Annotated in this window: 13 protein-coding genes; all 13 read right to left on the bottom strand. The window is 37.5% G+C overall.

What is annotated here, in order from left to right; translation table 11 throughout:
• Window positions 1–524 precede the first annotated feature (524 nt).
• Window positions 525–710 carry a hypothetical protein gene (locus L4D76_RS27585; protein WP_428444038.1) on the bottom strand — a complete coding sequence of 62 codons (186 nt, stop codon included), beginning with the start codon at window positions 708–710 and terminating at the stop codon, window positions 525–527.
• Window positions 682–1,731, bottom strand: a complete 1,050-nt coding sequence (locus tag L4D76_RS27580) for a serine/threonine-protein kinase (protein WP_428444037.1) — start codon at window positions 1,729–1,731, stop codon at window positions 682–684. Before L4D76_RS27580 ends, L4D76_RS27585 begins: the two co-directional genes overlap by 29 nt.
• A complete protein-coding gene (locus tag L4D76_RS27575) occupies window positions 1,731–2,195 on the bottom strand; it encodes a RuvC family protein (protein WP_428444036.1) in 465 nt (154 codons plus the stop codon). Before L4D76_RS27575 ends, L4D76_RS27580 begins: the two co-directional genes overlap by 1 nt.
• Before the next feature lie 165 nt (window positions 2,196–2,360).
• On the bottom strand, window positions 2,361–2,720 hold the full coding sequence (locus tag L4D76_RS27570; RefSeq protein ID WP_428444035.1) for a hypothetical protein: 360 nt from the start codon (window positions 2,718–2,720) through the stop codon (window positions 2,361–2,363).
• Window positions 2,721–2,873: 153 nt separating this feature from the next.
• Window positions 2,874–3,803 (bottom strand): abortive infection family protein, encoded by a 930-nt coding sequence (locus L4D76_RS27565; protein ID WP_428444034.1) that lies wholly within the window; start codon window positions 3,801–3,803, stop codon window positions 2,874–2,876.
• Window positions 3,804–3,954: 151 nt separating this feature from the next.
• Window positions 3,955–4,941: a hypothetical protein gene (locus L4D76_RS27560; protein ID WP_428444033.1), complete on the bottom strand. Its 987-nt coding sequence runs from the start codon at window positions 4,939–4,941 to the stop codon at window positions 3,955–3,957.
• A gap of 126 nt (window positions 4,942–5,067) precedes the next feature.
• The gene (locus tag L4D76_RS27555; protein ID WP_428444032.1) at window positions 5,068–6,075 is read right to left on the bottom strand and encodes a hypothetical protein; all 1,008 of its coding nucleotides are present in this window, start codon (window positions 6,073–6,075) and stop codon (window positions 5,068–5,070) included.
• 127 nt (window positions 6,076–6,202) lie between these two features.
• A complete protein-coding gene (locus tag L4D76_RS27550; protein WP_428444031.1) occupies window positions 6,203–7,162 on the bottom strand; it encodes a DUF6602 domain-containing protein in 960 nt (319 codons plus the stop codon).
• 165 nt (window positions 7,163–7,327) lie between these two features.
• Window positions 7,328–8,764 (bottom strand): hypothetical protein, encoded by a 1,437-nt coding sequence (locus L4D76_RS27545; RefSeq protein WP_428444030.1) that lies wholly within the window; start codon window positions 8,762–8,764, stop codon window positions 7,328–7,330.
• A gap of 625 nt (window positions 8,765–9,389) precedes the next feature.
• The gene (locus tag L4D76_RS27540) at window positions 9,390–11,159 is read right to left on the bottom strand and encodes a GmrSD restriction endonuclease domain-containing protein (RefSeq protein WP_428444029.1); all 1,770 of its coding nucleotides are present in this window, start codon (window positions 11,157–11,159) and stop codon (window positions 9,390–9,392) included.
• Between the two features lie 138 nt (window positions 11,160–11,297).
• Window positions 11,298–12,167 carry a DUF3553 domain-containing protein gene (locus L4D76_RS27535; RefSeq protein ID WP_428444028.1) on the bottom strand — a complete coding sequence of 290 codons (870 nt, stop codon included), beginning with the start codon at window positions 12,165–12,167 and terminating at the stop codon, window positions 11,298–11,300.
• Between the two features lie 432 nt (window positions 12,168–12,599).
• A complete protein-coding gene (locus L4D76_RS27530) occupies window positions 12,600–13,124 on the bottom strand; it encodes a hypothetical protein (RefSeq protein WP_428444027.1) in 525 nt (174 codons plus the stop codon).
• Window positions 13,125–13,197: 73 nt separating this feature from the next.
• Entirely contained in the window at window positions 13,198–13,605 is a 408-nt protein-coding gene (locus L4D76_RS27525) for a hypothetical protein (RefSeq protein ID WP_428444026.1), read from the bottom strand.
• Window positions 13,606–13,996 lie beyond the last annotated feature (391 nt).

Genomic DNA, 13,996 nt, shown 5'->3' with positions numbered 1-13,996 from the left:
GAGTATAAATCTATAGTGTTCTCGTGTCAGACCGCCCAACATTTTATTCAAACGATCTAAGATCGTATATCCCACCCAAACCGCAGGTTTTTACGCATCGGGATCGCATACCTACCGCCCTTGGGTATCAGAACCTACCAGCTATCATCAAATTTAGGCGATGCTGTCATCATATGCATATGTTTTATTGAGTGAGCTCTGGTTATGTGAATCACAGTGCAACAAGTGGCACTTATCGAAGTTTTACAGCTTTGGAAAATGGGTGACGTTTCTAGGGCTGATTCGTGAAGGGGGGACGGGGATTGCCGTCAGGGGGCAGCCCCCTGTTCAACGCCCTATAAACCCTACAAATTGAAGTGAGTAATGAGTTTGTAGGCTTTGTAGGGTTTCTTGAGGGGGGGCGCACGTCTTGAAGAGCTCATATGACTAACGAAGAGGACGCGCTTGTTAATCGACTTTCAGTCGACCGCTGACGCAGTCGATAGGGGGCGCTTTACCGCTTGACGCCCGAAGGCTCATATGTGTTAGGTCTTAACCGTTTTGGAGAGGTCAATAAATTCTCTTGTACCCTGCTTAAAGCCGAGAAGACAGTCAAACATACCTTCTGTATGTTCAGGTAACTTCTCACGAGAAAGCGACTTTCGAGCATCATTCACTAACTTTGCTCTAGTTAAAAATTGACTATTTTTTCCGCTTTTCTTTTTCATCATTTAAAAACCTAACGATATCCGTATCAGTAATATCGTCTATACAATATGCCGTAATTCTTCTCGGCGCAGACGATCCTGTTATACGATAAGCCTTTGATTTCCTTTCACCACATACACTTATCGTCTTGATGACACCATCCACGTTTGACTCCCATACTTGGTGAGTCTCTGTTGGTTTGTACTCCCAGTGTAGTATGGAACCATCAATATCAGCAAGAGCATTTACAACTTCAATAGCTGAACCAAAGCGGTCACCAGGATTAATCTTTAAGCATTTATTTATCGTTCGTTGTAATTTTGCAGGTATATGTAACGGATATGCTTTACGGTCTGGAAACTTACCCGCTATTACATCTTGACCAAACTGTTGCCCAGTTTGGTACACAGAAAACTGTTGATCAAAAGCTTGATCACTAATACACATTCTGTACATAGTCAAACCAACTTGATAAATATCAAACCTGTTATCAAACTCACACTCTTGATTTCCAAATACTTCTGGCGGGAATTGCTTTATATATAATTTAGGTTGCTTCGCAATACCTTCTTTATCCATAACTTTAGTTAAGCCAAAATCTGCTAACAATGCTTCATTACGGTCTGAAATAAGGACATTATCAGGTTTAATATCGAAATGAATTAACCCTTTAGAATGAACATTATGCAATCCATTTAGTATGTGGGTTGAATAACGAATAATTTCTTTGGTTGTTAAAAAACGTGTCGACATAAAACGCTTGAGAGAACCATTTTTATAATATGGTGATGCTACATATATTTTGTCATCATCTTCACAAGCATAGCTAACTTGGACAACATACGGATGGCTACTGCAATATAAAGTTCTAGCTTCTGAAAAATAATCTTCAGCAGAAAATGTGTCATTTTTTTCGACTTCTTTTATAACCATTTCTGCATCTAGATATTCATCATGAACACGATAAACTTTTGAGTTTTGCCCTTCCTGTCCAATTTCTTCAATCTTTTTAAAAGAGACTTGAGCTTTCTGATAAGGATACATTATGCCAACGCTCCCATTGCAACTAATGCGGCTTCCCTTGCATTGTTATTCTTTAGCAACTCCCAATCATTTAATAATTCATAATCTTCGTTACCTTTAATAATCTCATCTAACTGCTTAGGTTTCATATTTAGCCTAGAAGCAATCGATGTTTTTCTACCTGTAAAATACTTATCAATGTTACTGCTCGCAAAAGCCTCTTGAATAACACCTTCTATATGAAGTCTAGTCACATCTAAATTTTGAGAATTGCCTTCGGCTATTCTTATGCCAGCAATATTTATTGAATACTCTCTTAAAATATCCAAAACGCAGCTTCTTACATATTTCAACTTTTCAGGAAAGTCCAGTGCTGCTGGAACTTTGATACATTCATTATTGATAATAGTGAATATATCACCTTCACATTCAATTACAACGAATGTTGATTTTTTAGGCTCAACCCTAATTCCAAGTATTTTCATATTATAAATACGTCCATTTTATTTTCCGTTAATTAAGCGGATTAAAAGCCATAACGTCGGGCATAAAGTGTGCCACTACTAACTCACCAAGCACACCGAACTTCATACCAAAACTGCCGAATGTAACGCGTCAACTTGATTGCATTGATTATGTGTCTGATTACGTTACCAACTAAGCTCTTGAGATTGGGCTTTTACATTTTCGTTATACATCATCTCAATCATTTGATAAGTACACATATCAACAGTTCCGCAATAATCGTGAATAGCTCGATCTAATACTTTTCTATCTTTAGCCAGAGTGAGTCGTTTGAAGGCTTCTAAGTTTTCAGTCTCCATCATTCTAAGCATCATTTCTTGGCACATATCAACTGTTCCACAATAGTCCTTTTTGACTCTGGCTTTGATATAGGAAATTACTTCTTTCTTCTGTACTTCAGAACCATCAAATTCTTTTGGATGAATAAACTTAGCATTTACCGAAAAAGAACATAAGACAATCAAAGATATAAATATTTTTCTCATAAATTCTCCTTTTTGACTCACGAAAGGTCACTAACACTTAACGCCGCATTAAGGGGGGAACGCTTGCCCCACAGCTCAAATTGACCACCGTAAACACAAAAGTGGATTCAAACTACGAATGCCACGCGTTTTGAATCCCTCTTAAATGCTTTGTTAGCAGAATTTTGCCTCACAGTTAGCTAGAAACAGCAAATTAGTAGCAGTTAAATGCAACGTATAACTCGCTAAATGTTCTGGTACTGTCGTTATTTCACTACCCTGTCCATGCCCGCCTTCTTTGTTTCTCACTGTAGGTATACCACTTTCCAGCAATATCCTGACCGATGAGAACTGGTTTTGGAGATACTCTGGTACTAGTCCATTTTCCAAGCAACTATTGATCAGCTTTTTAGCAGTATCATTGGGTTTGTAATTCCAACCGTGTTTATCGTGAATTGCCTTCATCAAGCTTTCAAATGATTTGAGGCAATCATTTAAACACTCTTTATACCGTTTATGCCTATAGTGCTCATGAGCAGAAAGAAATTCATCATTGGCACCAGCATAAGACTTGTTGCTACCGAGAACACGTAATACTGGCTTTACAGTTTCAGAGTGTAAATATTGCGAATCGACTCTAATTAACTCACCCGATTCAAATTGGTAACCTACACCTGCTTCTTTAAACCTAGAGTTTAACTCGCCAATAGCATCGTCACTATTTTGTGACACACCCGTCGCTTGCTGAAATCTATATTGTTGCTCTCGAACATAGCCATCAATTATTCTAAAACTCAACTCAATTACATCTAAGCATTTTTCAACATTATTCTCGTTCAAAAAATAATCGTATACCGCAGCAAAGTTTGAGTCTTCATGCTGTTTAAGAGAAAACACACCATACTCTTTACACAATACTTTATGAATGTGGCGATATACACCATTAGTTAGGTCGTTATATGTGGTTTCTATACCAATTGTATCTCTAACTATATGAACAATTTGAACTTTGAGCTGTTGAGGCAATTTGTCATACTGATACACATCAGAGACTTCACCTCTGAGCCTCTTTTGTCTCTTTGAAAACAGGTCGAATATCGCCATATTATTTGTTGAACTCCATATTCAGCTAACGCCCTGTTAAGGTGTGAGTAACGCAACCACCAAAACTGCGTTAATACACCCTAATCACTAAAAAAGAATTTTGAACTAAAGCCGCCGAGCGTTAGGAATCACCTTGAACAGTTTTTAGGAATTATTCCCAAGTACTAGTTTGTAAATCACGAGATAAGGACTCAGCTGAATCCCATGAGGAGGTAAACTGTTTCAAATTGAACATTCTAGCCCCCATAATCCCACCACTTGAGACCTTTCTAAAGTTAGTAGGATATTGTTTCCCACAAAAGAAGCGATGCCCACTTTCTATGTTATAGCCACACACCGTCTTCGCATCAGCAATAATTTTGCTGATTTTCTCATCGTATTCATCAGTTTTTTCACCATGAACATACGACTTGATTAACTTCTCATCTTTAAGTTCAACATCTATGACACTGTGCACTTCCCATAGAGCTTGAACTTTTTTCTTCGCGTAAATTCCTAAATACCGATGGTCTGAATAGCCACGATCTGATGGCTGAAAATACACTCCATACTTTAGATTGATAGAGACACTGCTACCACATGGAACAACTCGCATAGTATACCGAGCTTGATCAAATAGATGCGTATCATTGCAGTACTCTTTGTAATCATCAATCAGCTCGTTCATTTGGTATTCGTGCGATTGGAATAAATCCTCACAATTTACACATATGTCCTCATAAGTTATATGCTTAAAGATTACTGAAGGGTACTCTTTTTGAATTAATGATTTGATCTCATCTGCTTGAGCATTGGGTAAGCTTGACTTAGTTAACAGCAATAGAATCTTAATATCTTCATTTTTGAAGCCTTTAGCATGTCTCAGCAATTGTGCTTTGGAAACTGGCGAGTCTACTTTTGATTCAACTAGAATCTTGAAGCTTCTTTGTAAAATAGTAGCATCTGGGACTGAATCACCCTCACGTTGTTGTTGAGTAATTTCTAGCCCAATTTCTATAGACTCATCGGTCAAATTAGTTAATAGCTGGGATGCTTTAACAGGAGAGTACTGATAAATACGAGAGATTAACTGGAGCGTATTATTCGTAACCGTGTTTTCCACCGATGAATAACGCTGAAAATAGTGTATTTTTCCCATGTGATGTTCCTATTAATTTCACCAAGATGCCTAACGCCTGCAATAAGGTGTGCCAACTCTGAACCAACCAAGCGCACCGAACTCCATACCAAAACCGCCGAGTGTAAGGCATCACCTTGATGTTTGTTATGTTCCGGATCTCAATGTTACCTGATGATAATTAACGTTTAGATTAAAACGTTTATTAAGCTGTTCAAGATACTGTTGGTCCTCGTCACACAATGAATGTGGGGACACTACAACAAGCTTCTCGACTTTATGAGTGTTGCTATAGTATGCGTATTCCATAAGCTGCCCCAAAGCTTCCCGAATACAATTTTTAGCAGTTCTTAACGTCTTAATCTCATAGAATGTGTATTTACGATTACTCTTAACAACCACATCCACACGGTTGCCGAGTCCACACTGGACTTCTGTACCAACGTTATCGGAACCATGAACTTTCACTAACTGATCATACAACTCAGTTTGAAGTTGATTATGTAAAAGGGATACTTCCTTGCCGTGATCGCTGTAGGAGCGTTTGGTATTTGCTTTACCGATGTTATGTCCTGGCTTGAATGAARAGCCATGCTCCAAATTTAGATCTGGGTCGAGCTTCTTGTTCTTGAGGTTATAGTAATTTGACGTAACCGCTGGATCGTCAACTCTAAACTCCGTGGGCTCTTCCAGTAAATTCAAGTCAGATGGTTTAAACTTTACAACAGCAAAAATATCCGGAGTTACAAAATTCTTGAACTCATCAGTATTCGCGCCAACTTGCATTAGTTGTTGCTGCATTTCAGCATACCAACCATTTGACTTGTATATTTTGTATACTTTTTTCGACTCAGCCTCCGATACAACTTCTAAGTTCTGAATATCACCAAGCCACCACCTTTGCTTGGTGTCATTGTTAATAGAATATAGTGAGACATCAAAGACTTCATTCAGGTATTTATCTCTATGCTTACCAATCGCCTGCAAGTATCCATAATGATAACCGTCAATAAGTTTGGTTGTATCTAATAGCCACTCTTCATGTCCATAACCATTAATAAATTCATAGGACTCCTTGTTGGTACTTTTACCTAACCTACCAGAAGGCTGACTCCAACCATTACTGTTCCAACAAATACGCGCAATTTTCTTCACTTTTACTCCTAGGAACCTAACGCTTGCAATAAGGTGTGCCCCACCGAACCAGCAAAGCGCACCGAACTCCGTACCAAAACCGCCGAGTGTAACGCATCATCTTGATTGTTTTGAATGGATAATAAAACTATAACTCATCAAATGATAAACCAAATTTCATCTGATACCTGTTAAAGTCACCGGTATCAAGCCTAGATAGAAGCTCATGAAAAAAAACAGCAAATTCATTTCTTGACCATAGAGCATATACACGAGTTTCATTGTTAATCGCTTGCTGCTCATATGATTTAACCATCCCAGCAACTTTTCCGTTCATTGACATTATATCTAAGCTATAACCAGGCTCTGGGTTATAAAACTTAAACTTATCTACGTCATGAATTTCCACATCGATTTTTTCGACATCCTTCACTAAACTTTTTCTATCTAATGAGAGGTCAACATATTTTAGATTATCACTATTTGTAGTGGTTTTTATTGTTGCGCTTATTTTTTTATTCACATTGGTAGAAAAAACATATGAACCAGAATAACCATGCATTTCCTTATCTGTTACAAATTTATTTAATACAACACCCTTTTTATTTATATATTCTTTAGGCAATTCCATAAAAATTGCCTTTGTATGAAAATTATCAGGAAATAATTTTGAGTACTTTGAAATTGAGTCTAATTTTTCCAAAGCATCTGAAATGCTTTTAGGTCTTAACGAGGCTTTAACTTCATATATTGCGAAAATATGCTTTGCTGGTATCGCTCTAGCTTTAGTATTGTTATCTGATGGTTCCATCCATAAAACCGGCGACTCTAGCTTATCATAAATAATTATATCAAAATGATATACCTTATATTTTTCAACATATAAATCAGGGATTACATAGCCTGATGTAACACCATATTTCTTAGGTAAGGATTCTTTTAACCAATTAACTAATAAGCTTTCACTTACGTTACCATGTTCTGTTTTTACAGGTCTGTTTTGATATTTCTTTTTTGCATATTCATATTCAGAAACTATTTTCTCTCTAACAAAGTTAAACTCTTGATAGCCATGATAGCCACTTTCTTTTGTTTTTATTCTTTTCATTTTATCTCTAAAACATACCTATATAAAAGATATGGAAACCTAACGCCTGCATAACACGTTTTTTACTACGCAGACTAAACTTGAATTTTCCCACGATAAACGATAAACACTCTGCAAACCTAGAATGACGGGTGTAAAAAATCGTGTTGATGCATTTTTAGATGATTAGTTACTCGGTAAATATTTCATTCCATTTTTAAAAGCAGTTGTAGTATGAACTTTATGTACTGAAGGAGCTGAAATCACCAAATCTAATGCTTTAATTATATGTGTATTCGTAACCTTGGTTTTTAAAGCTGAGGCTAATTTTTTCACCCTAGCCGCAGGCATAGAACGAGCTAAAGGTGATGTAAACTCAGGGTCTTCAAATAATTTAATAAAATCCACGACTTCTAATTCAGAAAAATGGTTAAGGTAATTTATATAATACGGTAACGCGGCTTCATCTACCCCATCTCTATAACCATTACCATTTCCGATATAGCATATTGATAGTACTTTTACCCAAATAGATCTTGCAGCTCTCGGAACTACACCGCTTGGAGGGAGAGCATTATTCAGAGCCATTGCATGTGGGTATTCATTGTAAAAATTATTTGCCCCAAAATGGGCTCTGTTTAAATTTTCAAGAATTTCAATAACTTCACCAGCTAGACTATCTTCATCTTTGTACTTAAGACCATTAACCGATTGTAAAAATTCTTGAGCTGCCTCTTTCCTTCCTACCTCACCATTCTTTCTAAATACCCCGAATTTAGCCCCTATTTCATATTTACGATCTTTTGTTGCTGCATCCCATATATATGGAGCAATTCCAACAATATTAGCTTTGGTTTCCGAGGTGGTTTTTTCTGTTGTGAATAACCCAAAAAGTGTCCATAAGAAATCATCTATTCTCTCTATCGGCTGTTTCATGAAGTCTTTTCCAATTATAGGAAAATCTTCAACTGGGATTACTGAAACTCGTATATTTGTTAATAGCTGTTTAACAGCAATTAATGAATGGTCTGGTTTTGCAGTTATTGCATATTTCAAACATACACTTAACCAACTTAACATTTCAAAACCATCAATATCATTATCATTTGGATGCGCTGCACTAGCATGATTTCTCATGAAATTAACGTGTTCTAAACGCTGATAATTTACATCCGACAACAGCCCAATTCGTCTGCATGCTTCAAGTAAATCATGCTCACTAACCTGATCGATATCTTCTTCTTTTGATAAGGTTTTATATCTAGCACTAACTTTTTCAGCGATCGAGTAAAAATATGGTAAATCAAACGCTATAATCAATCGACGAAAGGCTCGAACAGTTTCGTCCCAAAGGTAATTTAAAGCCCCATCAAATAAACCAACAGATATCGCCACAGTGAATTTCGATAAATAATATGATTTATTTCGGTCATCAATTGGAATAATTGCAAGTGCTTCTTCCAATGAAGATATAACCCTCTTTCGCTCAGCTATTGGAACAACAACATTATCTATTGGAAGTCCTACATGAGAAAGATAACCTTCCAATTGTTTATGTAAATTATCTATCGGTTGGCTAAGTTCTCTTGACTTAGCAACAATTATATTTGTTTGATCTATCACTACTTGTCTTCCCCTTTATTTAAAATTCATTGGTGTGTCCACTTTTCATAGGGCACACCATCATCTAACATTTTATTCAACAAACTAGGTTCGTAAATCTCCTGTTTATCGGTAGATATACGAATGAAATATGCGATCTGAGTTCGTGTATCTCACCATTTCCGTGTTGGGGGTCAGCTTGATGACACAGAGAAAATGACTGAGAACGCCACGCTACCGCCCTTGGGCACACAGAGCCCACCGATGTCTTCAATTTAAGACAAGGCTACCAACATATGCGTGCAGTTTTGTTGAAGTGGCTCAGGTTATGTGAATCAAGGTGTAATAAGTAGTACAAATCGTCGTTTCCGATTCAGAAGAATGGGTGACGTTACTGAGGCGGACTTGTGAAGGAGATACAGGGGTTATATCAGGGACACGCCTCCACGCCTACGAACCCTATAAAGCCTACAAATTGATGTGTTCGGTGAGTTTCTAGGGTTTGTAGGGTGTTCAAGTAGGGGGGCGTGTCTGAACGCCACATATGACTAACTAAGAGAGCACGCTTGTTAATCGACTTTCAGTCGACTGCTAACGCGGCCGATAGGATTCGCTTTACCGCTTGGCGCACGAAGGCTCATATGTGTTAACTATTTTGCTTTGTATCGATAACTTCAAAGTTTATTCCACTCAAGGTATTTTTTAATTTTTCAATAACTAAATCTACTCGCTTTTCTATAAACTGATCCAAAGCATCAGCAGGCATACTTTCCAACCTTGACCATTCTAAAAGGTCATTCGGAAGAAGATGGGTTTTTATGACTGGTTCAAATTCTGGATTAGTATTAAAATCTCGAATGTAAATCAAGGGATTTTTATCACTAATTTCCAGATTGGTTATCTGAGTAAGATACGCAATATTCATTAAGCTATTATTATTCAGTTCATTTGAACCTGGATTTTGTAATATGTAGTTTGTTGGAAATATATGGTGGAGATTTGGTTTATCTGTTGAGAAAAATAAATTATCTACAATGACATTTCTATCTGTGTACTTCCAGTCTTTCGGTTGTTCACTTGCATATAAAGAAAGTACTGCCCTAGATAATCGCCCCTTTGAACTATAAGACAAAGTCCTTAATGTTTCTTTATCAATCAGAAAACGAGGAAAGCTGTATTCTCCTGTATTCTTTTGACTGATAAGAAATTCAATGTGCGAATTAACATCACCAGTATTACTGAGCAAATCATCATTATGAAAACTATGAAACCAAAAGTACATTTTTATAAAATTGTAATCTGGGGCGTCATTTCTAAAAAAATACGCTGCAATGGTTAGATAAAAATATCTGTAAGGAATAAGTTGAGGTCCTTTTAGGTTTAACGTGTTTTCAAAGAAATCAAAAGTCTTATTAATGGCTTTTTTAGCAGGCTCCCATATTTCTTCAATATGTTCAGTTTTTATATCATTAAGATAGCGTGGGGTAATATTCCATATCCCAGACTTTTCAATGTTTTCCCTGATCAATATGGCAATTATTTGAAGATAGTCAAAGTCACTAATTTGCAAGAAATTGCTATTATTTATCTTTCTGAAACTATCAATGTATTCCCTTAGATAGAATCCTTGATTATCTTCAGATTCTGGCTTAAAAGTTTTTGCAACTACAATATCGAATATATCTAATGGTTTTCCAGCTTGATTGATTCGCTCGAATATTTGACAGACCTCTGAGACTTGAATGCCTTTTAGCTCTATAAACGACAACCTGTAATTATCGAGAACTTGCTTAAGCCTTCTTAGTTGCTCTCTGATTGGATGATCATAATCTTTGTAGTCGTCATATTCACTCTCAACCAATGAACGCTCAACTGAACCAAAATCATTTTTGATATTTAGTAGTTTAACAATAAGTCCTGAGTTGAACTTATTTTGTCTCCCTGTATTTCTTTTAAAGCTCCCACCTTTATTGTTAATTTCATCCCAATACAAAAACCGTTTTTTGTAACTATCATCATCAATATCTGTTTCATCTTCAATTGTTAAATCAATATATACCGATGGATCAAATCCATCTTGACCTTCAATATTTCCGCCATATAGAGAAGTTAATAACGATGTGGTTCTTTGTTGACCATCAAGAATATATTGATACTCACTACGATCAAACGTGCCTTCTGATATTTTATGACCACCAATTTTCCTATGGTTTTGTAATTTCACATTGGTTTTCCAGACCAAAATGCTACCGAGGGGATAAAATTTATAAATACTGTCCCATAATTTCTTAACATTTTCTTTTTCCCATACGACATCTCTCTGGAATGTGGGTATTTGAAAATCAAGATTTTCCAACTCGTCTAGATAAGTAGTAATACCTTTATCTGTTGGGCGTATCCTATCGGTAAAATTCATTCGTACACCATATATTGATTATAAGAAATAACGCCTACCATAAGTTGTTCCCAAATCACCATACCTGATTGGTGTACCGTAAACACCAAGTTAAATTCATACCTAAAGTACCGAGTGTTTGAGGTATACTTGATGGCTTCATGCGCTTTGGTACGTACCAGGGGCAATACACCACATGAATGACTGAACATCAGTCATATCTCTTGGCTTTAGCTCTGATAATTCAGAAAAAAGATAATTTGAAAAATCCAGAACAGATTTATAAGTAAGCCAATTAAGCTGTGGTTTATAGTTTATTTCAAATCCACATAGCTCGGCAGAATATTGCGTTATCGTAGGTTTTACAAACATGTATTTATCTGGCAAGAAAACAAATAAGAAATATGATACCGTCGTCCACTTTGCAGCATTGATGTTTTCAAGTACCTTTGAGAATGCTTCAAATCTACCTTTCAATTCCCCTTCATCAAACAACAACCCAAATAATGTTTGTGAAAACTCTTTCTTTGCGTTTGGCTCGATCAACCCATCTTTTAATGCCATTTTCTCATTTGGGAATATAAGATTTGTTGCGTTTACTATTCTTTGAGCACGCTTTGTGATTTCGGTATATTCTTCTTTTTCAAGAAACGATACGAATGTTTCTTTAGCCAATAGTTCAAGTGCTAAAGCGTGTGCCTTATCTTTATATTCTCTTTCATATTCATTGAATTTTGATCCATAAAACCCTTCTGGAAACTGTTCTACAAAAAAATGCATTGATTGAGAAAGGCTTTGATACTTGATTCCAGATGATGACTTCTTGATTTTCAAATTATCAAGAACCGGATGACCTGCTTTTTCACCTGCAACCTTGATAGGTTGTACATATTTTAGTGAAATTTTCTTTTCTCCTGCGCCAACAAAAAAAATTTTTACAATATCCCCATTACTATTGGCTAAAACCTCACCAAGCCCCCAGTCTTTCATATTCGGATGTGTAACCCGATCACCTTTCTCATATTTCATTATTACTCCCTCTTTTTTAGCGCATAACGCCTCGGACAAATGACCTAAAACTAGCTCCTGAACTAAAATTGAATCCCTTAATCACTTAACTCTTTTCAAGCCCAAACTGCAGGTTTCGCACTGGGATCACGAATATCCACGCTACCGCTCTAGGCACAGCAGATCTCACAGTTATCATTAAATCTAGATTGGTATGACATACCATGCATAAGTTTTAATTGATTGGGTTCCGGTTATGTGAGTTAGGGCGCATGGGAGTCTGTTGTTTGGTACACGCCCCCCTATCTAGAACCCTACAAACTCAATCTATCTGCCAATTTCTCGGGTTTGTAGGGTGTTAAGGTGGGGGCGTGTGTAAAAAAATCAGATGGAACCAGGTCTGCTATGTTGACGCATCGCCGAGGGGGCTTAATTACGGACTTGAACCGTTAATTAGGTGCCATATGACCAAGCTTCGAAGAAGTGCCCATAGTCATCTACACCCACAGGAAGCTCTAGACGATCTAACCAGAGGCGAGATTGGTGCTCAGGCAACGCGGGCAACTGAAGCGCCTCCTCAAACCGCTCAGCAGCCTTGCTGGCTAAACCACGCTCAAGATACGAGAGGCTTTGCGTGGTGAGTTCGGAGCGATATTCTTCTGGAATTTCCAGTAACGTAGTTTGAGTATTCGCTTCCTTCTGATGTGTTCCTATGACCTTGAAGATACGATCCGTCTTCCATATGCATAACCCCCACTCGGGATGTGCAGAAAGTTCATCTATGCAATAAGCGTTGGCAGAAATGATGAGATAGCGATGTGGAGCGGCGAATCCCCCGAACTTGTATGTAGCATCACAAAAAGTAGGCTCACGGAACAGGGTGCCAACCTGATACATTGACAATACCTCTGGTGATAATACGGTGTCTCGGTAGAACGCCGAGCCCCCTTCAAACGCTTGTACCACCTCTGAACGCATGATTTTCTCCTTGTATCCAACTCATGCAAACAACGGCGAATTTACGAATCCGTCTGAGTTGCTATCGCAATTATTAGACCCACTTCATTTCTTCAAGAGCAGCCACCAACTCAGGCCTCATGATGAATTCGTAATGACCATCTAAAGTGTCATCTGACGCATCATTACCTGATGAAAGAGCCAAAAACCACATTGGCTCACCATTTGAACTCTTCGGCGGCATATATTCGATGAAATCAGCAATTTCATGAGCCAAAATACCATATTGAAGATTTGTAGCGTTGAAGTTCTTAAAACCCACAGCCTTAGCTAATCTACTAGCCGTAATAGTCTGATTTTCTGACGAGTACTGTGCCCTTAACATAGCTAAGTACTTCGTGTTCCTAAGCTTGCTTTTATCACGTAAATGAAGCAATGCTCTTATATAAGTGTCTTTATCGGCGACCATGCTCTCTCCTTTGATTTTAAGTAACTTAGTCAATTTAACTTCCTAACTTTAAATTGCAGATTAACGCGACACCCATGACGCCAGTTGAGTGAAGTACTATCAGCGGTGCTACTGTGAACTGGTTTAAACTAGGAGCATGATCCAAATACACATTTAATCGCTGAAACTAAACTCGATAAAAGAAAACGCCACACGATACCCTCGGGCATTAGAACCTACCACTGTGTTTAAATTTAGGCGTTAACATCAACATATGCATACATTTTATTGAGAAGGTTCTTGCTATGTGACTTAGAGCATAATAGTGATGCTAATCAAAGTTGCCGCCGTTGAAATATGGGTAACAATTCCGTTGTTGATTAGTGAAGTGGTGACGGATCTTTATTGTTTGGAACACGCCCCCCCACCCAATCACCCTACAAAC

It is taken from the genome of Photobacterium sagamiensis, from assembly GCF_050337085.1.
GTDB lineage: Bacteria > Pseudomonadota > Gammaproteobacteria > Enterobacterales > Vibrionaceae > Photobacterium > Photobacterium sagamiensis.
The sequence above is the reverse complement of the archived record's forward strand: the minus strand, read 5'-3'. Positions and strand labels throughout refer to the sequence as shown.